Here is a 24,080-nt window from a genome sequence, read left to right on the forward strand (position 1 = left end):
ATCATCTCCAAAGCAACTGCTAATCAATAAACTCCTGCCAGCTAATTGCAGGAGCGCAGCAGATTAAAAGAAAATACTTACCATGCATTTTGATAGCTTCAATCCATTAAATTCCTTTGTCCACGCTTCCAGTGATTGAGCCGTATTCATCTGAATAAAATGACCATTCCTCGTGACATCTCCAAAAAGCCCTCCCTAATACCCATCTCTTATTCAGTTATAAAGTTTCATAGACAACTATCCCTATTCAATGTAAATTAACATGTAAGCACTTTCATTTAGTGAGGAATGTGGATAAAACCCTTGAAATTAAAATTCCCCCATCTTTGTTTCTTTTGGAATAACCCTGGCCAATCACCAGTCTTGCACCCCAGTTCTGTAAAAGGAGATGAAATGGTTGAAGAAATAATACAGGCAACCCATCAAACGATTGAATCTTTGATTAAGGAAAACGCTACGCCTGATGCAGTTGCTATTGTGACATAAAGGGTGCACATTTGAAATGGATAAAGACATGATCTATGACCTTGCTTCTATCAACAATGTTCTCACAACAGCCGCCGCAATGACCCTCTATGAAGATAGGACGTTGAACTAGATAAATGCAGACCAAGGTGCATCCCTGATTTTGCCAAAGCGGGCGAAAGATTAAAACAGCTCAGGACACATACTTCAGCTTTTACCGCTTGAGCTACGGTAAAATCGAGTGGAACGTCTGCAACATATACTCCAACATACACTAACACATGCACTATTTGTTTATACCTGCAGTGATTTGAACATGATTACATTGGGAGCTTGAATTGAACGTCTTTCTAGACAAAGGCTTGATGAATATGTTTATGAAAAAATCACAAAACCTCTAAAATCAATGACAAGATCGATAACTCGCCAAAATCACAAAATACCGGATTCTAGCAATAGAGTATCAGCCCTGGACAAACAATCGTCCTTGTTTGGGCAGACATGTATGATGAAAACGCATGGTCCTTAAGTCCCGTCGTCGGGCATTTCAGATTCCCCACTCCCAATGATTCGTGTAACTTGCCTATATGTTTATCAATGACGGAAGATACAATGAAAAGCACATATTGAAACTGGAAACAATAGCTTTTAGCAGGGAATCACATTCGAGAATTCCATGGTAATGACCATTATTTAGGCTAAGAGCGCTCACAGGCTTGGTATATGGATGTGTTATCAGAATCGCCCCTCCTTGGGCATACTAAAGATACATGTACATTCATCCTATCAACTTAAACAATAATACGATTGCTATGCTTTACACGAACCGTGTGCACCCGACTGGTGAAACGACTTCAACAGCCTGCCGTAAGAATTCACTGGAAGCGGCATCGATTTTCAAGAGAATAGCTTAACGATTTCAGGTGGGGTACATTATCCGCTTTCACTACTAAACAGACATATCAACCATTGGGCATAGATAGTATGGCAGGGGACAAACCTCTATCTTTCAGACCCTATTGTTTGAATCGGAAAAAAGGAAATGATTAACCCTGGGGCCTGCCCCAAATAGGAGGTTCAAAATGAAACAATGGACGAAAGCTTTCTTGATATTGATTTTTGCCATAGCCTTCAGTTCAGGCACATTGAAAGCGAGCTCCCAAGAACAGGAAACAATCAAGCAGTTAGTCATCCTTGAGAATACTCCAGAGGTAAAAGCAGAAATAGAAAACGGTGAAATACAATTACAGGCATTGCACGTTTATGGAGATGGCCATTTTAAAGCAACATCAGATTCACTTACATGGCATTCGAAAAATAAAAATGTCGCCACAGTAAGTCAGGATGGTGTGGTTACAGTCACTGGTCAAAATGGCCGTTCCTGGATTACAGTAACAGACGGTCATTTTACAGACGAAATTGCAATTCACTTTAAGCACGGTGAACCACAAATTATCAAAAAGAAAGGCAAAAAATATAACATCATTGACAACGCCATTCACGGCATGACGATTAATGAAAAAATTGGACAAATGCTTATGCCTGACTTTAGAAACTGGAATGGGGAAAACGTGATAGAAATGCTCCCAGAGATTGAACAAATCGTAAAAGACTATCATCTTGGCGGTGTAATCCTATTTGCGGAAAATGTCGTGACAACGGAACAAACAACAAGATTAGTCCATGCGTACCAAATGGCCAGTGAAAAATACGGATTACTGATGACCATCGATCAGGAAGGCGGGATTGTCACCAGGCTGCAGTCTGGAACACATATGCCTGGAAATATGGCACTTGGTGCAACAAGATCTGCTGAGATGGCAGAGAACGTTGGTAACGTAATTGGAGCTGAATTACAGGCATTAGGCATTAATATGAACCTGGCTCCTGTACTCGATGTGAATAATAATCCCGACAACCCTGTTATCGGCGTCCGCTCTTTCGGCGAGTCACCTGAGCTCGTGGCAGACCTTGGTATCGGTTATATTAAAGGAATTCAGAGCAATGGCGTTGCAACTACAGCAAAACACTTCCCAGGGCATGGTGACACATCGGTCGATTCTCATCTTGGCTTACCCGAAGTCCCACATGACAAAGAACGTTTGCTGCAAGTAGAGCTATATCCATTCCAGCAAGTAATGGAAGCAGATGTGGATGCAATCATGACGGCGCATGTCACTTTTCCCAAAATTGATGATACAACAGTAATTTCTAAAAAGGATGGTACGGAAATCTTGCTGCCTGCCACATTATCCCATAAAGTTTTAACCGGTCTCATGCGTGAGGAAATGGGCTATGACGGCGTTATTATTACAGATGCATTAAATATGCTCGCAATTGCTGACCATTTTGGTTCGGTAGATGCAGTGATCCGCTCCGTAAATGCGGGAACAGATATTATTTTAATGCCTGTAGGGTTAGAGGAAGTTGTTGATGGTTTACTCGAAGCGGTAGAAAACGGGGAAATTGCCGAAGAGCGAATCGAACAGTCGGTGAAACGAATTTTAACCTTAAAACTGAACCGCGGTGTCATAAAGTCAGAAAACCCGGTCCCAGTAGCAGAGTTGGTTCAACAGGCTGAAGAAATTGTTGGCCAAGACGCTCACAAACAAACGGAGTCTGCTGCTGCGAACCAATCAATTACACTACTAAAAAATGAACAGGTTCTGCCATTACAAGTACAAGAAACGGAAAAGATTGTTGTTATAGGGAACACGTACATCAGCAACTTGTATGAGGCCATCAGCGACTATCACGAGAACACAGAACTTATCGTTGCCTCAAGTCCATTAACAAACGAACAACTGAATCAACTCTCAGATGCAAGTGCGGTGATTTTTGGTTCCTATACGTTTAATGTCAGTGGGCGTGCACCGACGAATCCACAGATGCTGCTGGTCAACCAGCTAATACAGGAAATCGATGCACCGGTGATTGGTACAGCCATCCGAAATCCATATGATATCATGGCGTTCCCTGAAATCGATGCCTATTTGGCACAATACGGATTTAGGGATACAAGCTTTAGTGCAACTGCTGCAACTATCTTTGGTGAAAACAACCCAACAGGAAAATTACCAGTTACGGTTCCCGATTTAAACGGTGATGTCCTATTCGAATACGGTGCTGGACTTTCCTACTAAATGAGGAGCTAAGCCCCCTCACCCCTATAAAATAGCAACGGAGGGAATAAAAATGAAGAAAATACTGGCCACGTTCGGAACACTTTTACTTGTTCTTACCTCTCTTACAATTGTTTTTGCAGACAAGGGAGAAAACAACGGAAAAGGCAAGGGGAATAAAAAGAGATTCCAGTTAGGTGTAGAAGTTCTATTAGATGAACAAAAACATCTCATTGAAGGAAAACGTGTCGGTTTAATCACAAACCCTACCGGAGTCGACCAAGACTTGAATAGCATTGTTGACCGCTTGTATGAAGACCCTGATATTGAACTCACCGCCCTTTATGGCCCGGAGCATGGTGTTCGCGGGGATGCCCAGGCAGGTGAATATGTTGAATTTTATATTGATGAGTCAACCGGATTACCAGTCTATAGTTTATACGGGAAAACGCGAAAACCTACACCAGAAATGTTGGAAAATGTAGATGTCCTGCTTTTTGATATTCAGGATGTCGGTACACGTTTCTATACGTACATTTATACGATGGCCTATGCGATGGAAGCAGCAGCGGAAAATGAAATTGAATTTATAGTCCTCGACCGGCCGAACCCATTAGGCGGTCATAAAGTAGAGGGTCCCGTATTGGATCCACACTACGCATCTTTTGTCGGCAACTATCCGATTCCATTACGTCACGGAATGACAGTTGGTGAATTAGCAGAATTATTTAATGAAGAGTTTGATATTCATTCTGACTTGACCGTAGTTGAAATGAATGGATGGAAACGTAATATGTACTATGATGACACAAGTCTGGATTGGGTTTTACCATCGCCAAACATGCCTGTACTCGAGACTGCCATCGTTTATCCTGGAGCAGCATTAATAGAAGGAACGAATGTTTCGGAAGGCCGTGGCACTACAAAACCATTCGAATTGATCGGCGCTCCATTTGTAAATAGTAAGGAATTTGCAGCGGCACTGAATGATTTGCATTTACCTGGCGTTACGTTTCGTGCAGCATCCTTTACCCCGACCATTTCAAAACATAGCGGAACGTTAAGTCATGGGATACAGATTCACATCCAGAATGAGAAGGCCTTCAAGCCAATAGAATCAGGACTGCATATCGTGAAAACCTTGCATGATATGTATCCAAATGATTTTGAATTTCGTTCTGAAAATAGTGCAGGTATATCCTTCTTCGATAACCTGATTGGCAATGGATGGATTCGAGAAGCAATTGAGAATGGCACATCGGTTAAAGAGATGGAGAAAAGATGGAAACCGGAATTGAAGAAATTTGAGAAGGTAAGGAAAGGATACTTGCTGTATTAAACAGGGATGATTGGGCAGAGGCTTGTTCTTATTCATTAAATTACTCAGAATCTATTAATATGAAAGAAAATGACTGTAATACCTTTATTGCATAAGGTTTTTCGCGGGTGGTGGCTCACTCCCTCTGTTGATCAGAAAGGAAATGAGAACAGGACGGTATATGAAAGTTTAATCGTTTGCTTTTCATTTGCCTCGCTTATTGCAGCGATCTTGTCATTTAATCAAAAAATAACCACCCATAGCCTGGTAAGCAATGAAGAGTGATTATTTTTTGCTCAAATCTTGTGAGCCGCCCCCTTGAAGGACTATTGCACAAACCGTTTGGTGTTCGCACACCAAGCGGTTTTTTATATTATCTGACTTTCTATAAATAGAATACCCTGATTTTTAATAAGTGAAAACAATCGAAAAGGCTGTGAATGTTCTATGTAACCTAAAGTCCCCTTCCCCTTCTAGTTGGAACGTTTCTTATCCATACATCAACGGCTCCTAGATAACCCCCCCTGTTTTCCTCGCCAAAACCAAAGGCTCAAAATAACATTGCTGGATCATTGTTCATTTAATTTCACAGCTGCTGAATAAGGTCCAAGCCATCTTGTTATTCCCTATTTAAAATTAACTGAATTTTCAATTTGTTGGGGGTGTATATCGCCGTGTTGCTTGTTCTTGATTGATTGGATAATCAAAGAAAAAGGAAGTATTGCGGTGAGAAACCACGATCAAAAAGCAAAAGCAATCAAAATAATTGGTGACAATATTAGATATTACAGAGACCAAAAAGGATGGACACAAGAAAAGCTTGCCGACCATGCAAAAATTGACGAGAAAAATCTGGGGAAAATAGAAAGAGGAGTACAAGAACCATACTTTCTTACCCTATATAAAATTGCTTCCGTACTAGATGTCTCTCTCGATTCCCTGTCTGCGAATCTGGAACACTTCATAGACATAGAACGATCAAATGGAGAGTAAATCAAACGTTTATTTAAATTCTGTCCTGCTTGACCTGCTTCTCTCAAACAACAAGACTACTACATATGTTTTAGCTATCTGCATTTACCTCTAAGTTAAACACAAAATTTATTACCTTTCAGCATGAAAACCCATCACAGAATATCGTAATAAAATTAGCTATTCAATAGTTCTTATTAACCAATACAATGGGAGGGTTTTTATGATTGAAGCTATACTAATTTTACTGTTATGTGGTGTTCTAATCCATGTCTGGTTTCGTGTAAAGGATATGGGAGCCAAGAAGAAAGTTGGCTATTCGGTTGCCTCGTTCTTCGTATTTCTGATTGCCTTTGTCTTTACTGATATCAATCCGGATGTCCAAGCAAATTTGCAAAGCGAACAAGATAGGAATGCACGATTAACAGAAAACGTAGGTGAGTTAGAAAGTAATCAGGAAGACTTAGAGTCACAATTAGAAGAATTAAATATTTCTATAGCAGATCTGGAAGATGAATTAACATCTGTTACCAAAGAAAAGGACACACTGCAAAAGAATTTCGATTCCCTTGAAAAGGAAAATAAGGAATTAGCAGAAGAAAATACAGCATTCAAAAAGGAAGCAGAAAAAGCGAAGGAAACAGCCAGCGAGAAGAAGGAAGTAAGTACTGCAAGCAGCAAAACTTCTGAATCAAGTAATTCAAAGGGAAAATCTGCTAGTACAAGCAAATCTTCTAGTACATCTGGGAAGTCATCCATTTCCAGCAGCTCAACTAATGCTGCCAGTACGACAAAGTCAGAAAAGGCAAGTGAGTCAAAAGACGAATCTGCCAGCTCCAATAATAATTCCAGTTCAACAGAAACGGCATCCTGTGATATTAAAGGGAGTGTGAACGGAATTTATCATGTGCCGGGAAGCAGATACTATAACCAGACAAAAAATGTGGTGCAATGGTTCTGTTCAACTGCCGAAGCTGAAGCGGCCGGCTATCGAGCGCCAAAATAGAGAGTTATCGCATAGTCGAAGTCTATGCCAATTAAGCGTATGCATCATTACTGAACTTTACATAAAAGATTAGCCAAGGAGACCTTCTTATTCTTATGGCCAGGCAAGCTTCATCCGCTTGCCTGATTGCCTTAACAATCCTTCCTTATAAAATTAATGCCACATACAATCCGCCATAAAGTCCATGCATTTTTCATAACCAAACCCACGAAAAAAGGAGCCCATAATCACTATGAATGAAATCTTGAAGGATTACACAATTAATCCTCAAACTTTTGCCCTGCTGCCTGCAAAACAGATTGATTATGAAACGACCGTCATTGAACAGGATAAACAATTCTTTGTCAGCAAAACACCATACCAATTAATTAAGGAAGCCTGTTTGGATTACTACTCCACCTACGAAGGAAGAAGAACAGCCGTAATGCATCATACCAATTTCAAAAAGAAAGTCCCCATCCCTATCAGCTTGAGCCGTAATATCTATGCCTTCCCTACCCATTCGACAACTGATATCGAATGCATCTGGATTTTCCCCAACCACATTCAATCCATCAAGCAAGTCTCTTCAGTAAAAACTCCTCATTTTCAATCTGTCATTACATTTAAAAATGGCCAGCAATTGCCTTTGAATGTTTCTCATCACATACTAGACAAACTAATGCAGCGGGCCACTATCTGTATGTTTCAATATGCCAGTTTTACTGAATTCAGAACCTCTTTTAAAGGTTAGCACTCACACTTTAATCATTCAGCAAATTTTTGATGACTTTTCCAAAGAATGTGAGATTTGAATATCACAACTCATTATCAATTTATTTTAGTTCTGCGGATAATTTTAATCGTGGGACGGATTGTAAGTGCAAAACTTCCAATTAAGTAAAGAATATTACCATAAATAGCAGATGCTCCTGCTAAATTTAAAATACTTCCCGTTACAAAAGACATGCCAGTTAATATATCCCCTATTAATTGGATGCTGTCATACTTTTTTATAATATAAAGCCTGAACCTGCCAAGAGTTACCTCGAGATCATCTCGTTCTCCATTATTCCTTGTTTTTACTTTAGGGAGAAGTGACATCATTCCCCTCCTCAGTATTTCATATTTTGTTTTTAAAAAAATTCCACTATAATTAAACCCTCTTGGATATACAAGAGGGTTTGGCTTTGTTCTTATGACTATGCTTTTACCCAATAAGCAGCTTCATTGCTGGAAGGGGATGGCGGGAATTGTTCCCCTTTTTCGATACTGATGGTTGTGTTATCGTTATTTCCTGATCCACTATTTACTAGACTATCAACCTTAAATTCACCGCTTTCAGGTGCTTTTTCACCTGTTTTAAATTTGTTGTCTGCCATCATGCTTCACCTCCACGTTTTATAGGTTAACTCCCCTGCAGGGATAAAGTTTCCTTATCGTTCTATTTTCCTTTTTCTCATAATTTAAACACTAAATGTAGCGTGTAATCTATTCTTTAACATTTTCTAGACCCTTCTAAAAGCGGATAAACAATGGGAGATAGAGGAGAACCCCTAAGATGACCATTGTTACTAACAACAGGATGCTTTTCCAGCGCTTTTTCTTCCAAAACAACAGAGATACAATGATACCCTGTATAAAAATTAGCGTTGCCCCACTAATGATCATGATGAAAGAACCAATAAAGCTTCCCAACATATTTACGAGCAGTCCGGCAGGCATTAAAGTAATAATGATGATTGCTGCTGGGCTCTTTTTAATGCGATCTACTATTTTTTTCTTTTCTGGCTCGGAATATTGATCATATTCAACGAGGGCAAACCAACCGGTGAGTACGACGATTGCACCGAGTACTGAAAATGCTCCCATGATAAACCCTCCCTCTTTTCTATATTTATTTTCCATCGGATTATTGAGCGCACCCAATGAAGATGTAATTAAATCCGCATTACTTACTATTTTAGCCAACTGCAATCTAAATGAAACACCATCCGACTCAACATGCCCCCCTATTCTTACTTCCTTACATTCAACTCAGCCTTTTCACAAGATTTTCTTTAGGGCATATCACCCAAACGACCATTATCAAGAACCAAGCGTCTTCCCCCTGCACGCTTAAAACTCATGACATCGGGTATAGACGAATGAATACAACAAAGGAGGGCTTCTATGGATAAAAAAATTATCGGCGGAGTATTTTCAAATGTAGCTGCTACAGAAAAGGTAATAACAGACCTCAAAAGCCGCGGCTACACTTCCAAGGATATCTCTGTATTTGTCCATGACAAAAGTAAAGCCAACGTACTGGAAGACGAAACAAAAACTGGAGTTATCACAAATGATGAAGGACGCGGGAAAAATGCTGGTAAAGGTGCTGGCATTGGGGCTGCAACCGGTGGTTTACTTGGCGGACTCAGTGGATTAGTTTTAGGACTAGGCCTGTTGACCATCCCTGGCATTGGCCAAATCGCAGCGGCAGGTCCTCTCGCAGCAGCACTGACTGGTGCGGGAATTGGCGCAGGTGGCGGCGGTATCGTCGGTGCCCTTGCTGGACTAGGTATACCCGAGGAACAAGCAAAGCAATATGAAGGTTTTCTTAAACAAGGGAAAATCATTGTATTGGTTGAAGCGGATGAAGAACGAGAGAATAGTGTATACGAAACATTCCTGTCTCATGATACGGAAAATAGAGTTATGTATCATGAACCTGCAACCACTAAAAACAGACGTGAGGATAATTTGTAGGAGGACTTTAAATGGGAGGTGCTGTGAATGGCATCTCCCGTTTTGCGTGAGTGGAAAATTAATAAAGTAAAAGGCTACCACCTACCTATTTAAAATAATCTACGGCGGCTCTTTCGATTAGAAGTCCTTCTCCATAAATTGATCAAACCCTTCTACATCCTGAGAATTTGGTAAAACGATAGTACCATCGTTATCTGCAAATATTGCTTTACTCAAATACTCTTCTACAGTTTCATCATCGGTTTTATTAATCATATAGGATGCAAGCAAAGCAATCCCCCATGCTCCCCCTTCACCAGCTGTTTCCATAACTGATACAGGTGCTAGTGCTGCAGCCATAACACTTTGTCCAACACTTTCTGTCGTAAAGAAACCGCCATACCCTAGTATTTTATCTAATTTTGCATTTTCCTCCTTAAATAAAATATCCATCCCAATTTTCATTGCACCTAGTGCAGTAAATAGGTGCACACGCATAAAATTAGCTAGGTTAAAGTTACTGTCTGGAGAGCGAACCACAGGCCTCCAATAATAATATTTTAGAATACGGGCATATTAAGTAATATACAATCTGCAAGAAAAGGAGGCGTACTCATGTCAGGTTTTTGCCCCGTGCCGTTGCCCGAAGACCCAGTCCCTAAAGACGTAAGAGAGTGTAAAGAATGCGGGTTATATAAACAAGGATCACGGATGATTTGGGGGGAAGGAAATCCTAAGGCTCCTATAATGGTTATTCTGGATAACCCCGGTGCACGCGAAGACCGGGAAGGAAATTCATTTGTATGCGGTACAAGACAGACACTTCAGCAGGCTGTTAACGAGGTCGGATTAGGAATGGACGAACTCTATGTTACATTTATTTTGAAAAGAAGACCTGTGCGTGCTTATGAGAAAGAACGGGTTCGTCAAGTCTGTATGATGCACCTGACTCAGCAGCTGCAGCACAAACAACCTGATTTTATCCTGTGTTTGGGAAACGTGGCCGTGCAATCTTTTTTCCAAGACCCCGATGCGAATGTAAAAACGCTGCGAAGTTCCATGCATGATGTACACGGGTTTAAAACAGCAGTGGCTTATCACCCGCTAGCAGTTAGGCGTCGTCCAAATATGCGTCGGCTGTTTATTGAAGATCTTGCGTTTGTTGTTGAGCAGTATCGGAAAATGTAGGTATGGTTTTATTTCTGTTAGAAATAAACAGACAGCACTTATTCAAAAGAGCTTCTGGGGGTTGATTGTGTTTTCGGATGAAGTCATAATTAAATCACGTGTGAAACTGAGCTAAATTTGGTTGGGAAAGCCAGTGTATCTGTCTCAACAATTTTTGTGAAGATAGAACCATTAGTCAATTCATCCGTTCTGTCTTTTACATATAGCATGGTCTTAAAAGATCTGAAGATGATTTCATTGGGAAAAGCAATAAACTGCCTATTCTGTTCATAATCCCTACTAGGAATGTTCTAACAGACAAAAGCCAGTTCAAATGAATTTACAGTTTACTGTATACCATTTGAACTGGCATTTTTTGTTTTTCTAAATCACCCTGTTCAAACCTAAAGTAATCTGCATGGAATTCCAAATAAAAATCCATACTAACACCAGAGGTGATAAAAAGTGTTAAGAAACCTATCAAGTATACTTAGTTTAATTATTATTTTGTTAACGATTTATCACGATATTACTGTGAAGAAGTCATTAAAGGAAATAAAAGCAAAACGAAGCTAGGAGCATCCCGCAGTTGGAATGCTCTTCATCTCAATTTGTTTACAATCTTTTTTACGCTGACACGAATTCCGCTTTGTTCATTGCAACTTCTTGAGTATCTGCACTTACAAAAGGGCTTACAGCAAATATCACTGCAACTCCAATTAAGACTGCCGTAACTTTCTTTTTCATTGATGCACCTCCTCCCAAAGATTATATTCTCAGGGAGGGAAATGATACCTTTTCTAAGTAATGCTAAATGCTGATTAACTGAATTCAGTAAGTCTATTAAAACGAAATGATGCAAGCTCCATTGAAGCTAGCGCTGCAAGCAAAAAAAGTCCTTTTAATCAAAGTTGTTTGTTTAAAAAAGTAGAACTACAGGTTTTTTATACACTTCCCCATAAGCTACTTATAATTGCTTAAAAATGCGTGAAAGATAAAATAAAACCTTGTAACAAAAAATGCTTAAATACGAAGATGATTCATGCCCACTTTTAGTTATTTGACTATAACTGGATTTAAAGATTAAAATATTGTACAGTGGAAACAGATAAAGAGAGAAGTGCGCGAACACTTCTCCCTGCAGCCTCTACCGTCAGGGTGGTGGTTGTCAAATTTTATTTTTTTGAGAACCACCCTGCTTCTGACGGTCTTGGGTGGTTTTCTTTCGTTCTACGAAAGTTTTACTGAAAAGAAATGTGCTTTTTTATAAAATGCTCTCTTTTTCTTATGTTATCCACTTAGAAAGTATGGGTATGCGTACATCTTCAATCCCCCAACCCTCTTACCCGAATAACAATAAACCGCACCAACAAAAATAACATCCCAACCGGCGCAACAAAGAAACTAACATGGAATAAGAATAGATCAAACATATACATTAACGAATCAAAATAATAAGTAAATCCTTTTTGTTTATCTAATTTATGTCTTAACTTAAACCCGAACAACCAATCGATTAACACCTTCGCAAAAGGATATAAAATCAAGCTTACAATTATATAAAATAAATAATCAGCATTTCTGCTAATCAGTAAATAGAAGAGTATAAACGAGACCGCAAACAGGATAAGCCCGTACTTGTATGCTTTTAAAAAGTAAGCACGATCGATGGACCGATTGATCGGCGGGGTTGGATTATATTTTTCCATGAATTCCATTTCGTTCTTTTGTCTATGTACCGTTTCAAAGATCGGAGCTTCGTTGTTTAGCTTTTGTTGCATAATAAGATCTAACATCTCTAGTAATGCAGCGCGCTCACGTTTTCGGACGGCTTTTGCGCTAAGCGTAAATAGGGAAAATCCAGTTACTCGATTCATAAATAATCGCATTTTATTATGGAATGAAAGTCTTTCAAAATAATCATGCTCATCATATAAAACAATCTCGAAGATTCTTTGAAAGGAAACTTCAGATACCCTGATGTAGTCAATATCCGCAAAATAAATAGTTACCTCACTTTTCGTAAACGAATCTAATTGAAGATATTCATCCGTTATCGTGATATAAGGATAACCTCGGATCATTTTCAATAGATTCGCGATGCCAAAGAAACTAAATAACACAATAGTAAACAATGCCAAAGCGATAATAAGGATTGATTCTTCCATATACGCGATATACAACATGAGAGCGCCAAAAGCGACAAGTATGAATGAAAAAATGCTTCCGAGAAAAAGCTTCCCTTTTGAATGATGAAACTCTGCTCTATTTTCTGCCAACTTTAAAACTCCTTACCATTAGGAATACAAACAGATGTCTACCAACTTACCGTCATCATTATACCACCTGAATGAATCATTTCTAGAACTTGTCCTTATTTCAAAAGCAAAAAGCTTCCAATCCTTGCACTTTGCCTCTCTATTGGCCGGCACGTTTCAATATTTCCACTCTGGGGAAAAGCCAATAAAGACGATAAAAGGAGTTGGTAGCATGAATATGTACAGTGTTGTTCCGAATCCGAAAGCAACAGGATGGTTGGTAAAACTGGAAGATGTAGCACCAGAAAATCAATATGACTCAGAGGAAGAAGCAATTGAAGCGGCAGAAAAATTGGCTAAAAAAAATAGACCGAGCACGGTTCAAATTTTAAACATGGAACATGACATAGTAGATGAAAAAAGTTTCCGATAACTAACGAGTGGCACTTAACAATAGTTAAGTGCCACTTTTTTCAGTCATTTACCGGGTTGCAGTCATGCAATCGATTGCTTTCGATTTATCCGTTCTATAAATACTTTATAAATGTCGTATCTATTGAAAAGTAAATTATTACCGATAATATCATTAATCGTAGTGACAAATGGTACAGGTGTATTTTGCACTATACACTACCTTTATCAGTCCTCCACCATCAACGTTTATGTATTATAAACATTGTATATTGGTAGAACTGTATTTAAAATTGCTTCTGGAAAAATAAGTGTTTTTTTACCGAGCAATAACTGTCTCTTTTAGTTTAGCAGTCAAAGTTGCCCTGGATTTAATCCTCCTAGTTATATCTGGAACCGTTGGTACTGATAGGAGTTGGCAAGTGGCTCGTTTAATTTGCCATAAATAAGATTACACATATTCTTTATAGTCTTTTTTACAGAACATAAAGAGACACTTCAAGTGAAGAAACAGCGTACGAGAAAATTAGAAGTCAAGTAGAAGAGTTCAACTGGTAAGCACTTTGACAAAAAACAAAAAGTCCAAATCCCTCTATTAAATGAGAAATTTGGACTTTTTTCTAAATGCCACGCACAACCACCAACCTATTTTGTCGTCCCACTAATAACCTCTTTTTTATGCGCAGTGAAAGCATCAAGCACTTCACCTTTTTCTTGCTCGGGCACTTCGAAATGGTCAAGTGTTTCAGCTAAGACTTTACCTGCCGCATCAAATTCTTCCTCTGTAAGTCTCATTTCGTAATGCGTCGGTTCCAAATCCAGAGAATCCTGATTGGGTATTGTACTAATATACTCATAAGGCCCGCCGGCTTTTTCACTGACCCATAAGGTCGTTAAAACCTTGAAACCTGCTCCGCGCCAGCTGTAATTTGCATACCAGTCCTTCAGAAAAGGATTGGTGGAATTCTCGCCAGCAATCGGGTCCTTAGCTAGTGCATCAGCAAAATGGTCAACAACAGCTGCAATATTATAGATTCCACCTAAACGTTCATACAATGATTTCTCAGCCATAATGTACTCCTTTCAAGTGAAGTATTTATCTGACTTTACCCTTATAAATCCACTGTAAAACGGGAAAATACAACACTGCTTTACGTATGCCACCAACTCATTTTATAAGAGGCCTCAACCCATCAGATGCCCCAAACGTTCTCACACCACTTTGTTAATCCTCAATCCCCAGCACACGTCTTCCAGCGGTTTCATCTGCTGAGTTAACATTGTATCCAAAGACTTTGGAATGACACCATTAAAAGACATTAAACAATATCTTGACAGTAGTCCCTTTTCCAACTTGGCTCGCAAGCTTAACTTCCCCTCCATGAGCTACGATAATATCCCGGGCAATTGCCATTCCAAGGCCCGTTCCTCGTCGCTGGCCAGTATTTGTACCACGATAATAGCGGTCAAAAACTTGGCTCCCGTCCTCAGGTGAAATCCCTTTCCCATTGTCGTGTATGGTAATAGCGTCTTCTCTAACATCTACAAAAACTTCTACATTTTCATCACTATGAATGAATGCATTATACATAAAGTTGAGCAAAGCGCGTTTCATTAAATGCTGGTCTATTTTCCAGCTTTGTTTGCTATTTTCACTATGGAAATGAATTTGCGACGAGCCAATTTGAGGATCGTTTAGTAAATCAATGACTATTTCCCGAACAAAGTCTTCCATATTCGTGTCCTGTCGTTGAAGCGGCATTTCCTGGTTTCGAAGGCGCATTGTTAAATTGAAGTCATCTACTAACTCCTTCATATAGAGGGATTGTCGTTCGATTACCTCTGCATACTCTAAACGTTCATTTGATGAGACATCCTCGCTGCGTAAGAGTTCTGCATAACCACGAATGGAAGCGAGTGGCGTTTTGATGTCATGTGAGACATTACTGATCCAATCGTTTCGCATTTTTTCCAATTTCATGCGTTCCTTTTCATGTTCCTGCAGCGTCGCGGAAACATTATTCAGATTTGCAAATACACGATTGTATATGCCTGGGCGTTTTGGTTTTTCTGTGTGGAATTGCCTTTCCTTTAGTTCATTAATCCGCTCAATCATGCGATTCACGGGGTTTACCAAAATAGTACTGAACAAAAAGCCAATAACTGCCGCAATAATTAAATCGACAATGATAATGACTCCAAAAAACCGAGAAGCATATGTGATAAGTGTATCAGGGTTAAGCATAAATACTTCACGTTTTTCGTCGGAATCTGGCACACCAATTAAGTAGCTATAGCCTTCATACTCGCCTATAAAATATGTATGCAATTCATCATCCATATACTTATATTTGTGTATAAGCTCTATGGGGGTGTAATTCGTCGCGACATGATCCGGCGTTTGATAGGACGAAATCTCATTTCCATTGTCATCTAAGATCTGCAGCCAGGCACCAAATCCATCTAAGGCAGTCTCCCCTTCTTCTGTCACATATAGTTGATTATCCTCTAATGCCAGGTATTGGCTGAATGAGCGCGTGAAATTTTCACCAGAGCTATTTTCTGTATCATCTGTATTCTGGATGGATTGATAAATAAGCAGTCCAAATAAGATAATCGTGTTTACAATGATTACAATAAATACGATGCTTAAAATGGATAGTAAATAACGAGCGGTTAGGTTCCATTTCATTTTCTATCACCTATTCTTAGAAAACTAAGGCATACGCCATCCCTTTAGGTGTATGCCCAAAAGCCCAGGCTTAAGCAGTAAGGAGTTATTTATACTAGTTACTTGGCATGAATCGATACCCTAGTCCCTTCACCGTTAAAATATAGGTAGGATCAGACGGATTGTCTTCAATCTTTTCCCGAAGCCTGCGAATGTGCACCATTAATGTATTATCCGCACCATAAAAATCTTCCCCCCATACATGTAAATATAACGTTCTTTTGCTGAGGATTTGGTTTGGATTCCGCATAAAGGATGCCATTAATCCAACTTCTTTAGCGGTTAACGCTAGTTTTTGACCATCCTTTTTTACTTCTGTTTCATCTGAATTGATTTCAAAAGGTCCGATGCTTGTCGCCTTTGCTTCTGTTGTCTTTGCAGTTGCTTCAATCGTATATACACCAGCGCGCCTAAGCTGTGCCTTCACCCGGTAAGCCATCTCTTTTGGACTAAAAGGCTTTGTAATATAGTCGTCCCCGCCGATTGCCAGTCCTAATATTTTATCTACTTCATCGGATTTAGCGGACAAGAAGAGGATAGGAATACGTGAAACTTCTCTTATTCTTTTACACAAATCATACCCTTCCCCATCAGGAAGCATCACATCCAATATTACTAGGTTTGGTTCGCAATCTTGAAATCTTCTCCATCCTTCTTCTATGGTGCCTGCCATTTCAATTTCAGAAAACCCTTCCTTTGTTAAACTAGTTTTCATTAATTGGCGTAAGTCGTGTTCATCGTCAACAATGAGAATACGTGGCCTCTCCATGTTTATCACCTTTTCATACGCATTATTTTCATCTGATTGATTCTATCTTAACAGTAATTTTGGAAAAGAAAACGTATTTAAGGATTTTGTAAGGTTGATGTGATTGTGGTTTAAGGATGCAGGGATATAGTAGAGACAACATACGAAAGAGGTGAAGGAATAATGGAATCTTTATTACAAGTAAAAAATGTTGAGAAGGTCTTTGGAAAAGGTGTGAACACATTTAAAGCACTGGAGGACATTTCCTTTACCATCGATCATGGTGAATTTGTAGGAATTATGGGACCATCCGGTGCTGGAAAGTCAACATTGCTTCATGTATTAGCGACAATTGACAACCCTTCTAAAGGTGATATTTATATAGAAAAGGCTAATATAGCAAAAATGAAAGGAGATCAGCTTGCTGATTTTCGCAGGGACCATCTCGGATTTATCTTTCAGGATTACAACTTGCTGGATTCTTTAACGGTACGTGAAAACATCGTATTACCGCTTGCAGTTGCAAAGCTTCCAGCAAAAGAAATTGATGTAAAAGTAACAGCCATGGCAAAAGCATTCGGGATTGAAGCAATACTCGATAAATATCCCTATCAAATTTCTGGCGGCCAGAAGCAGCGCACTGCATCTTGCCGGGCTCTTGTTTCCAACCCAAAATTGATTTTTGCAGATGAGCCTACTGGGGCACTTGATTCCAAGTCAGCAACGGATTTATTAAAAGCCTTGAGCGCATTAAATGAGGATCAGGAAGCAACCATCATGATGGTGACCCATGATGCATTTGCAGCAAGCTTTTGCAGAAGAATACTATTTATCAGTGATGGACGTTTATCCAAAGAAATAATTCGTGGCACACACTCCCGACACGCGTTTTACCAACTGATTTTAGATGAGCTGGCACAACTGGGTGGTGACAGACATGACATTGTTTAATTTAGCACTGAAGAATATTCGCCGAAATATGAAAAGTTATGGCCTTTATATTGGCTCAACGATTTTTTCCATCATTATATTTTTTACGTTTGCAACGTTAAAACATAGTGGTGACATAAGCGGATTGGCGGAAAAGTCGAAACAAATCAGCGGTATAATGAGTGCTTCCTCGTTTGTGCTTATCATTTTTGTTGCTATTTTTATTCTGTATTCCAATTCCTTTTTTATGAGGAAAAGAAAAAAGGAAGTAGCATTATACTCCTTAATGGGTGTACGAAAACAAAAAATTGGTTTTCTATTGTTCTTTGAAAATATGGTAATCGGGTTGGTTTCATTAATCATTGGAGTAGGGCTGGGTTTCTTCCTATCTCAATTCCTGCTGTCTCTTCTTTTAAAGTTAATGGGACTCGATATCGAGATTGGTCTGGCATTCTCACCAAATGCTGTTGTCGAAACAATGATCGTATTCTTAATCATATTCCTCTTCACATCACTGCAAGGGTACAGAGTCATTTATCGATTTAAACTGATTGAGTTATTTCATGCATCGAAAAAAGGAGAAGAATTGCCAAAAGCCAGGATTATTTCAGTAATTCTTGGACTGGCTGCTTTGGCGGGCGCTTATTGGTTCGCATTACAAGATGTAACTTCAGAAGCATGGAGAATCTTAAGTTTATCCATGCCAATCGTCATTATTGCCTTAACCGTATTAGGTACCTATTTCATATTTAACAGTGTGCTCGTTTATGTACTTCATATATTGAAAAAAAGGAATACTTGGGCATGGAAAGGTCTTAACCTAATGACCGCATCGCAATTGTTATATCGGATTCGTGGAAATGCAAAGACATTAACAATTATAGCCGCATTAAGTGCAACAACAATTACAGCAGGCGGTGCAGTGTTTGGATTGTATTATGACACGGAGAAAAACGTACAACAATACACACCATTCTCCTTTATGTGGGAAGGGCAAAAAGAAGCTATCGATGATTCCATTGTAAAAGAATCGATTCGTGTAGATACGAAGCATATTCGTATCAACAGTGAACAAATCGAGAAAGAGTATACCGTTATTGACCATGCTGCATTTGAGAAGCTCGCGGAAGCGCTTGAATGGGATATGGATACCTTAAACCTTGCCAAGGACGAAGTTGGCCTAATCGAACCGTTTTATGAGGAACAAGGCTCGGAAGATGTAAAGGAAATTTCTTTTAATCATGCAGATTATGAAGTTGGACACGTTTATGGAGAATCGATCTTCAATATTTCTACGGTGCCTGGTACGGTCATTGTTGCGCATGATGAAGTTTACAATGATTTGGATGCAGTGGAAACGACGTATCAAGCCGTGCAAGTAAACAATTATAAAGAGCACTTAGACCTGTCTCAGGAGTTGGAAGCGAAGGCATCAACAGTAAACTTTTCCAGTGCCGTTCAAGACTATCAAGATTCTTTAGAAGGAACAGGAATCATGTTATTTGTTGGTACTTTCTTAGGGCTCGTCTTTCTTGTTGCCACTGGAAGTATTATCTTCTTTAAATTGATGACAGAGGCTGAAGATGATAAGGATAAGTATTTCATATTATATAAGATTGGCGTGCCGAAAAAAGAGATGAAGCGCACCATTCGTTATCAAGCAGGGTTCCTATTTATAGCACCGCTTCTCCTTGGTTTACTGCATGGCACCGTTGCTTTGATTGCATTTTCCAGCCTATTTCAAATGGAACTATGGGTGCCCATCACTATTTGGATGCTGGCCTATGTGTTCATTTATATGATGTATTACTTTATCACGATACGAGGGTTTTATAAGACAATTTTTAATACGATTCAGGAGGGAAATTAAATGAAAAAGATCATTGGTATAACGATTGGTATCGTTTCTATTCTAGTGGTGGCTGCTGTAGTAACACTGGCCACAGTTGATATTAATCGCTTTGGAAAAGATAATGTTTATGTGCAGGTCGGTGATCCTTCTTATACGGACGAATATAAGACTGATTCGGGACAAATTATTACAACATATTGGTATGAATCACCCGCATATGATGATAATGGCGGCGTGGTGGATGTGGAGTTCTCTGCACAAAAAGAATTAAGACAAGATGCATATCTGAAATTGTATATTAAAAAAGGAAATGAAGTGACATCCTATGATGAAGTTTCTTGGGAGGAGATTCCGGTAGCAGCCCGAGAGGAATTAGAGGAATAAATACCCGAAGGCAGCAAAAGGGATATATTCTCCGGTGTATAAAAAGTTACACCCCTGCAAGACTTTGGTAAACACGCTGGCAATCAATGGTAAGTTTCATGACAGTGGATGGTAAATAATATGGCAAGGGCGGTAATATTCTTTTCATATGATGGAAGATAAGGTGGCAAGGTGATAGATTCCAGTCGTGTAATCAAGCTTCACCTGTGCCATCCTATTGACCGAGTTAAGACATAATATTGATCCACCCAATGCCTGCAATAATGTGCTAAGTAAACAGCAAACATCCAACCTCTTAAAGATATCTTTTCCCTTTTTCGGATATCTCCGTTAACATTGAATTATTATAAAGGGAGTCATAGCTTCTCTGAATATAGTGAATCATTTCAAGAGAGTGATTTGCATTATATTGTGGTGCTTTCCCTTCTTGAATGCTAGTTTGGAAATGTTCCACTTGTACTAAGTATTGATCCGTATAGAAGGCTTCTATATAAACAATATTATTTTGTTTGTCCTTCACTGTTACTTTCCCGCGTTGATCTAAATGGGACACATCCGGGCGGAATGCCCCATCTACACGTATAGTGCCTTTTGGACCAAAGATTTCATAGTAATCGATAGAAGGTAGTTCCATTGAAGATGAAATTTCTGCAGTACGATTGTTTTCATCAATTAACACACAGGTTGAAGTTATATCAACGTCATGTTCCGGGTGGATATGGCCAGATAAGGATAACTTAACCGGTTTCATTCCAATGAGTTGGGTAACCACATGCATACCGTAGCACCCTACATCCCACATCGCTCCACCACCTAATTCTTTAACAAGACGAATATCATTCGGATTATCTAATTGATAGGAGAAGTGTGTTTTAATATGTTTATATTCCCCAATGATTCCAGAATCTAATAATTCCTTCACTTTTTGGTGCTGTTCATGGAATTGATACATAAATGCCTCCATAAATACAACATTATTTCTTTCTTGCGCCTCTTTAATTTCTAACATATCTTTTGCCACCAACACAGCTGGTTTTTCTAACAAGACATGTTTGCCGGCATCCATTGCTTTGATGGCCCATTCTTTATGTAATCCATTTGGAAGTGGAATATAAACTGCATCGATATCCGGATCTTGGATAAGCTCTTCATACGATTCATAGATGATTGGAATTTCAAATTTTTCAGCCTTTTTCTTCGTTCGTGATGCTATCGCTTGCACAACCGCATTCTCAGAACGTCTAATCGCTGGTACCATTTGCTCAAATGCAATATTTGCTGCACTCATAATGCCCCATCTTACTTTAGACATAATCTTCTCCTCCTTCGAAAATAAACTAGCTTAAAAAATATCCGCAGACTATTTGTCCGTCATGGTAACACGCATAAGCATTCGAGGGACTGCGGTTATACTTACCCGCAAACGATTAGTCCTAAAAAGAGATAGATCCAATCCCTATACCTAAGCGCACCTCCCCAATTGACAACGAAATAAACGAAATAGTCGATTGGATTTAAATTGCATTATTGTAAAAGATAAATCAAAGATATTTTTTTAAAAAATAGGAGTTCCATAAATAGGTTCAAATCCCTCAAGATGAATAATTGTTTTTTGTTCTACCCGATGACAACATACTCTAAATCCACCATTTCCGCCCACTCTATTATTTGCCGCACGGAAAGAGCAAGGGAAACAACAATATGGTATCCTCCACCGGATTGAATCCACTTTGCAACGCCTACATTAAAGCTCGGATAAGGTTTCCAAATAACACAAGCCACCGGCAAATTCGGCGCTTCTTCAGTCGGTAATTAGCTTTTAACTTTATTTAACCAATGTATTAAGTTATTGTTGATTTTAGCATATAGTTCGTTGAAAGCATTGTCAATATTGTTGATAGAATTTGACGAAATTTAATGATCTGTTTTGGGCATAAATTAACGGTCTCACCTCTTTCTCTATCAGTTAGCATCGTTGATTCTTGCCACCTCACTCACCCCCAACCCCATCCCAATACTCCTTCATCAACCGCTCCAGCTCCACTTCCGCCACTTTCCCATTCTTCCTGGCTTTCTCTTCCCGCTCCTGATCACGCTTCCACAGTTTCTGCCTTTCCTCATGATACCAATCCGGAACAATATCTTCTTTTGCCGTGAAAAATCCGCCATTCCCTCTGCCTTTTTGCCCACGCTCTTTTTCAAAAGCAGCATGCTCCGCCTTTGCTTGGTCGAGTGTACGAATTCCTTTTTTATGCCACGCATTCAAAATGCTCTTCACATAAGCCCACGATGTTTTATTCTGCTCCAAAGCACGCTTCATTGCCGCAATCACCAAGTCTTCTCCGAGGCTATCAATCCAGTCCAGCAAGGATTCTGTAACAAACGGACTCACTACGCCAAAGTTTTCTTGATAAAACTGCAGTGCGTCCCGTGTCCCTTTTTCTTGGTCCGTACTTTTATCCATAACCTGCACCGCGCCAGCATCTGCAGCAGCTGTATTTCTTTTGTTTTGTTTTGTATTCGTTTTCGTTTTCGTATTGTATTGTTTAATTAATGGGGCCAGACCTTGGTTCGGAACAGGCTCCGCAGGTTGGGTCGGAACCTGGGTCAACTGTTCGTCCGTCTGCTCGGCCAGCTGAATTCTCAAAACTTGATTCGCAAGATCATTCAGCTCTCGGTCACTGTGCAGCTTTCCCTCCCCTTCATCAACTGCTTCACGCGTTGCCATCGTTACCTCATCTTGCTCTATTTCCACCACCAAACTATGTATCTTGTAAACCGGCGCTTTCCCATGACCTTGTGACTCCACCTCGATGTATCCTAAACTTGCTAGTTCCTTCCGTGCTCGTTTAAAACTGCTTTCTGTGAGACCAGCCTTATTACGAAGTACCGATCCAGGAGAGGTGAATGTAATTTTCCATCTTGTTTTATTGTTGATATGCATCAGCGCATACCACAAAGCAACCGCCGCTCCTGAAAGTGGCACTTGTTCCTGACGATCATAGAAAGCATTAATTTCTTTTATGTAATTCATCTTTATCGTTCCTTTCCGATTTTCTCATAATCAATCCATGACTCATCCCAGCCGAATCTTCTTTTCAGCTGGGACTTTTTATGTTCACATACTTCTTACTCCGGATTGTGCCAGGTATTCCCCATTCGCAGCTTCTTCCTGGCCTCTTTTCCCCAGCTCTTCACGGCTTCCACAGAAACTCCCTTCATTTCGGCAATTTCTTTAAGCGGCAGCTCCAGCATAATATAGTAATACACCCAATCCCACTGTTTGGCTGTAAGCTGTGCCTTCACTTCCTGCCGCATCTTCTTGCTCTTCAGCAGCACCATCCATTCGCTGTTTTTCCCCTTCCACAACATACGCTTTCCTCTCTTGTTCCCGTGTTTCTTTACGAAGCATATCAATGAACCGGTTGCGGATAGTGTAATTGAAGTAGGTGCCAAGTGGGCCTTTATTTGGGTTGTACTTTTGATAGGCCAGCCACATGGTATAAAGGCCTTCCGAATAAAATTCCTGATTTGGGTCACGAATGCCTAAACGATGGATATGGTAATGAATCCGCTTCTCGTTTTGTTCGAATACTTCCTCGAAACGCATTCCGCTTAATTGCTTCTCTTCCCTTTTTCCTTTGTTCAATGAACATGTCTCCCTTCTGCATATATTGGCTTAACATATAATCTTTTGGTTATGCTAAGCGACACACTCAGCATAAAGGAAAAAGTATCAGATCTCCTCCACCCTAACTTTCTATTTTCCATGCCAAAAGCGCCCTTTCCCAAGCAAAATTACAATAATCGACAGCAAACCCCATCTAAAAATGCAATTTTAGATGGGGTTTTTCAAGTTAGGCTATAATTGAGGCAAATTTACCCCCCGCCAAAAAATACAGAAAGCGAGGTGCAACCAAGGCTTCAGTCACCGGCATTATTGGCAACCAAACTATTTATAAAAGAGCAATAAAACTATTACAGAATAATTGATTAGAACCCCAAACAAG

Annotated in this window: 23 protein-coding genes and 2 pseudogenes; 12 read left to right on the forward strand and 13 right to left on the reverse strand. The window is 39.6% G+C overall.

Annotation, left to right across the window (positions count from 1 at the left end; all coding sequences use genetic code 11):
- The first annotated feature begins 303 nt into the window (after positions 1 to 303).
- From NST93_RS11875 to NST93_RS11900, 6 genes are all read left to right on the forward strand, one after another.
- Positions 304 to 486: a hypothetical protein gene (locus NST93_RS11875; protein ID WP_405097270.1), complete on the forward strand. Its 183-nt coding sequence runs from the start codon at positions 304 to 306 to the stop codon at positions 484 to 486.
- Positions 487 to 1,547: 1,061 nt separating this feature from the next.
- The gene (locus tag NST93_RS11880) at positions 1,548 to 3,608 is read left to right on the forward strand and encodes a glycoside hydrolase family 3 N-terminal domain-containing protein (RefSeq protein ID WP_405097272.1); all 2,061 of its coding nucleotides are present in this window, start codon (positions 1,548 to 1,550) and stop codon (positions 3,606 to 3,608) included.
- A 52-nt stretch (positions 3,609 to 3,660) separates the two neighbouring features.
- Entirely contained in the window at positions 3,661 to 4,926 is a 1,266-nt protein-coding gene (locus NST93_RS11885; RefSeq protein WP_405097274.1) for an exo-beta-N-acetylmuramidase NamZ domain-containing protein, read from the forward strand.
- Positions 4,927 to 5,631: 705 nt separating this feature from the next.
- Positions 5,632 to 5,898: a helix-turn-helix domain-containing protein gene (locus NST93_RS11890; RefSeq protein WP_405097276.1), complete on the forward strand. Its 267-nt coding sequence runs from the start codon at positions 5,632 to 5,634 to the stop codon at positions 5,896 to 5,898.
- A 202-nt stretch (positions 5,899 to 6,100) separates the two neighbouring features.
- Complete coding sequence (locus NST93_RS11895; RefSeq protein WP_405097278.1) at positions 6,101 to 6,883, forward strand: hypothetical protein; 783 nt, start codon at positions 6,101 to 6,103, stop codon at positions 6,881 to 6,883.
- Between the two features lie 232 nt (positions 6,884 to 7,115).
- Positions 7,116 to 7,616 (forward strand): competence protein ComK, encoded by a 501-nt coding sequence (locus tag NST93_RS11900; RefSeq protein ID WP_405097281.1) that lies wholly within the window; start codon positions 7,116 to 7,118, stop codon positions 7,614 to 7,616.
- A 77-nt stretch (positions 7,617 to 7,693) separates the two neighbouring features.
- Here NST93_RS11900 and NST93_RS11905 read toward each other — a convergent pair whose 3' ends face one another.
- From NST93_RS11905 to NST93_RS11915, 3 genes are all read right to left on the reverse strand, one after another.
- Positions 7,694 to 8,080 (reverse strand): YrhK family protein, encoded by a 387-nt coding sequence (locus NST93_RS11905; protein WP_405097283.1) that lies wholly within the window; start codon positions 8,078 to 8,080, stop codon positions 7,694 to 7,696.
- Complete coding sequence (locus tag NST93_RS11910; protein WP_405097285.1) at positions 8,065 to 8,244, reverse strand: YjzC family protein; 180 nt, start codon at positions 8,242 to 8,244, stop codon at positions 8,065 to 8,067. The genes NST93_RS11905 and NST93_RS11910 overlap by 16 nt, the downstream gene beginning before the upstream one ends.
- Before the next feature lie 136 nt (positions 8,245 to 8,380).
- The gene (locus NST93_RS11915) at positions 8,381 to 8,734 is read right to left on the reverse strand and encodes a hypothetical protein (protein WP_405097287.1); all 354 of its coding nucleotides are present in this window, start codon (positions 8,732 to 8,734) and stop codon (positions 8,381 to 8,383) included.
- A 300-nt stretch (positions 8,735 to 9,034) separates the two neighbouring features.
- Between NST93_RS11915 and NST93_RS11920 the strand changes: the two genes are divergently transcribed.
- Positions 9,035 to 9,610, forward strand: coding sequence for a low temperature-induced protein (locus NST93_RS11920; protein ID WP_405097289.1), 576 nt, complete (start codon positions 9,035 to 9,037; stop codon positions 9,608 to 9,610).
- A gap of 85 nt (positions 9,611 to 9,695) precedes the next feature.
- Here NST93_RS11920 and NST93_RS11925 read toward each other — a convergent pair.
- Positions 9,696 to 10,135, reverse strand: a pseudogene (locus tag NST93_RS11925) (FGGY-family carbohydrate kinase); the annotation flags it as partial.
- Between the two features lie 69 nt (positions 10,136 to 10,204).
- Here NST93_RS11925 and NST93_RS11930 point away from each other — a divergent pair.
- Positions 10,205 to 10,777 (forward strand): uracil-DNA glycosylase, encoded by a 573-nt coding sequence (locus NST93_RS11930; protein WP_405097291.1) that lies wholly within the window; start codon positions 10,205 to 10,207, stop codon positions 10,775 to 10,777.
- A gap of 1,304 nt (positions 10,778 to 12,081) precedes the next feature.
- On the opposite strand, the gene NST93_RS11935 is transcribed toward NST93_RS11930, so the two are convergent.
- Positions 12,082 to 13,035: an STM3941 family protein gene (locus NST93_RS11935; RefSeq protein ID WP_405097293.1), complete on the reverse strand. Its 954-nt coding sequence runs from the start codon at positions 13,033 to 13,035 to the stop codon at positions 12,082 to 12,084.
- A 211-nt stretch (positions 13,036 to 13,246) separates the two neighbouring features.
- Between NST93_RS11935 and NST93_RS11940 the strand changes: the two genes are divergently transcribed.
- Positions 13,247 to 13,447 carry a DUF2188 domain-containing protein gene (locus tag NST93_RS11940; RefSeq protein WP_405097295.1) on the forward strand — a complete coding sequence of 67 codons (201 nt, stop codon included), beginning with the start codon at positions 13,247 to 13,249 and terminating at the stop codon, positions 13,445 to 13,447.
- A 623-nt stretch (positions 13,448 to 14,070) separates the two neighbouring features.
- On the opposite strand, the gene NST93_RS11945 is transcribed toward NST93_RS11940, so the two are convergent.
- The 3 genes from NST93_RS11945 to NST93_RS11955 all read right to left on the reverse strand — a co-directional run bounded on the left by NST93_RS11945 (position 14,071) and on the right by NST93_RS11955 (position 16,925).
- Entirely contained in the window at positions 14,071 to 14,496 is a 426-nt protein-coding gene (locus tag NST93_RS11945; RefSeq protein ID WP_405097297.1) for a group 1 truncated hemoglobin, read from the reverse strand.
- A 238-nt stretch (positions 14,497 to 14,734) separates the two neighbouring features.
- The gene (locus NST93_RS11950; protein ID WP_405097299.1) at positions 14,735 to 16,117 is read right to left on the reverse strand and encodes a sensor histidine kinase; all 1,383 of its coding nucleotides are present in this window, start codon (positions 16,115 to 16,117) and stop codon (positions 14,735 to 14,737) included.
- Between the two features lie 94 nt (positions 16,118 to 16,211).
- Positions 16,212 to 16,925, reverse strand: a complete 714-nt coding sequence (locus NST93_RS11955; protein ID WP_405097301.1) for a response regulator transcription factor — start codon at positions 16,923 to 16,925, stop codon at positions 16,212 to 16,214.
- A gap of 162 nt (positions 16,926 to 17,087) precedes the next feature.
- On the opposite strand from NST93_RS11955, the gene NST93_RS11960 reads away from it, so the two are divergent.
- Genes NST93_RS11960 through NST93_RS11970 form a run of 3 tightly spaced genes read left to right on the forward strand, consistent with a single transcriptional unit; the run spans position 17,088 to position 20,070 of the window.
- On the forward strand, positions 17,088 to 17,855 hold the full coding sequence (locus NST93_RS11960) for an ABC transporter ATP-binding protein (protein WP_405097303.1): 768 nt from the start codon (positions 17,088 to 17,090) through the stop codon (positions 17,853 to 17,855).
- Positions 17,842 to 19,704, forward strand: coding sequence for an FtsX-like permease family protein (locus tag NST93_RS11965; RefSeq protein ID WP_405097305.1), 1,863 nt, complete (start codon positions 17,842 to 17,844; stop codon positions 19,702 to 19,704). Before NST93_RS11960 ends, NST93_RS11965 begins: the two co-directional genes overlap by 14 nt.
- On the forward strand, positions 19,705 to 20,070 hold the full coding sequence (locus NST93_RS11970; RefSeq protein ID WP_405097307.1) for a YxeA family protein: 366 nt from the start codon (positions 19,705 to 19,707) through the stop codon (positions 20,068 to 20,070).
- Between the two features lie 295 nt (positions 20,071 to 20,365).
- On the opposite strand, the gene NST93_RS11975 is transcribed toward NST93_RS11970, so the two are convergent.
- From NST93_RS11975 to NST93_RS11995, 5 genes and pseudogenes are all read right to left on the reverse strand, one after another.
- Positions 20,366 to 21,382 (reverse strand): Gfo/Idh/MocA family protein, encoded by a 1,017-nt coding sequence (locus NST93_RS11975; protein WP_405097309.1) that lies wholly within the window; start codon positions 21,380 to 21,382, stop codon positions 20,366 to 20,368.
- 305 nt (positions 21,383 to 21,687) lie between these two features.
- Positions 21,688 to 21,867 (reverse strand): annotated as a pseudogene (locus NST93_RS11980) (L-arabinose isomerase); the annotation flags it as partial.
- Positions 21,868 to 22,060: 193 nt separating this feature from the next.
- Positions 22,061 to 23,104, reverse strand: a complete 1,044-nt coding sequence (locus NST93_RS11985; protein WP_405097311.1) for a DnaD domain-containing protein — start codon at positions 23,102 to 23,104, stop codon at positions 22,061 to 22,063.
- Positions 23,105 to 23,199: 95 nt separating this feature from the next.
- A complete protein-coding gene (locus NST93_RS11990) occupies positions 23,200 to 23,388 on the reverse strand; it encodes a sigma factor-like helix-turn-helix DNA-binding protein (protein ID WP_405097313.1) in 189 nt (62 codons plus the stop codon).
- A complete protein-coding gene (locus NST93_RS11995; protein ID WP_405097315.1) occupies positions 23,306 to 23,719 on the reverse strand; it encodes a sigma factor in 414 nt (137 codons plus the stop codon). The genes NST93_RS11990 and NST93_RS11995 overlap by 83 nt, the downstream gene beginning before the upstream one ends.
- Between the last annotated feature and the right edge of the window lie 361 nt (positions 23,720 to 24,080).

Origin of the sequence: Oceanobacillus sp. FSL H7-0719, from assembly GCF_045040795.1 — a bacterium.
Taxonomy (GTDB): domain Bacteria; phylum Bacillota; class Bacilli; order Bacillales; family Amphibacillaceae; genus Oceanobacillus.

What these genes read in the sequence shown, in the direction of transcription:
- NST93_RS11945 (WP_405097297.1), bottom strand. Translation starts at nt 14,496, where the DNA reads ATGGCTGAGAAATCATTGTATGAACGTTTAGGTGGAATCTATAATATT.
- NST93_RS11950 (WP_405097299.1), bottom strand. Translation starts at nt 16,117, where the DNA reads ATGAAATGGAACCTAACCGCTCGTTATTTACTATCCATTTTAAGCATC.
- NST93_RS11900 (WP_405097281.1), top strand. Translation starts at nt 7,116, where the DNA reads ATGAATGAAATCTTGAAGGATTACACAATTAATCCTCAAACTTTTGCC.
- NST93_RS11920 (WP_405097289.1), top strand. Translation starts at nt 9,035, where the DNA reads ATGGATAAAAAAATTATCGGCGGAGTATTTTCAAATGTAGCTGCTACA.
- NST93_RS11915 (WP_405097287.1), bottom strand. Translation starts at nt 8,734, where the DNA reads ATGGGAGCATTTTCAGTACTCGGTGCAATCGTCGTACTCACCGGTTGG.
- NST93_RS11895 (WP_405097278.1), top strand. Translation starts at nt 6,101, where the DNA reads ATGATTGAAGCTATACTAATTTTACTGTTATGTGGTGTTCTAATCCAT.
- NST93_RS11940 (WP_405097295.1), top strand. Translation starts at nt 13,247, where the DNA reads ATGAATATGTACAGTGTTGTTCCGAATCCGAAAGCAACAGGATGGTTG.
- NST93_RS11885 (WP_405097274.1), top strand. Translation starts at nt 3,661, where the DNA reads ATGAAGAAAATACTGGCCACGTTCGGAACACTTTTACTTGTTCTTACC.
- NST93_RS11990 (WP_405097313.1), bottom strand. Translation starts at nt 23,388, where the DNA reads ATGCGGCAGGAAGTGAAGGCACAGCTTACAGCCAAACAGTGGGATTGG.
- NST93_RS11970 (WP_405097307.1), top strand. Translation starts at nt 19,705, where the DNA reads ATGAAAAAGATCATTGGTATAACGATTGGTATCGTTTCTATTCTAGTG.
- NST93_RS11930 (WP_405097291.1), top strand. Translation starts at nt 10,205, where the DNA reads ATGTCAGGTTTTTGCCCCGTGCCGTTGCCCGAAGACCCAGTCCCTAAA.
- NST93_RS11960 (WP_405097303.1), top strand. Translation starts at nt 17,088, where the DNA reads ATGGAATCTTTATTACAAGTAAAAAATGTTGAGAAGGTCTTTGGAAAA.
- NST93_RS11965 (WP_405097305.1), top strand. Translation starts at nt 17,842, where the DNA reads ATGACATTGTTTAATTTAGCACTGAAGAATATTCGCCGAAATATGAAA.
- NST93_RS11955 (WP_405097301.1), bottom strand. Translation starts at nt 16,925, where the DNA reads ATGGAGAGGCCACGTATTCTCATTGTTGACGATGAACACGACTTACGC.
- NST93_RS11910 (WP_405097285.1), bottom strand. Translation starts at nt 8,244, where the DNA reads ATGGCAGACAACAAATTTAAAACAGGTGAAAAAGCACCTGAAAGCGGT.
- NST93_RS11880 (WP_405097272.1), top strand. Translation starts at nt 1,548, where the DNA reads ATGAAACAATGGACGAAAGCTTTCTTGATATTGATTTTTGCCATAGCC.
- NST93_RS11985 (WP_405097311.1), bottom strand. Translation starts at nt 23,104, where the DNA reads ATGAATTACATAAAAGAAATTAATGCTTTCTATGATCGTCAGGAACAA.
- NST93_RS11975 (WP_405097309.1), bottom strand. Translation starts at nt 21,382, where the DNA reads ATGTCTAAAGTAAGATGGGGCATTATGAGTGCAGCAAATATTGCATTT.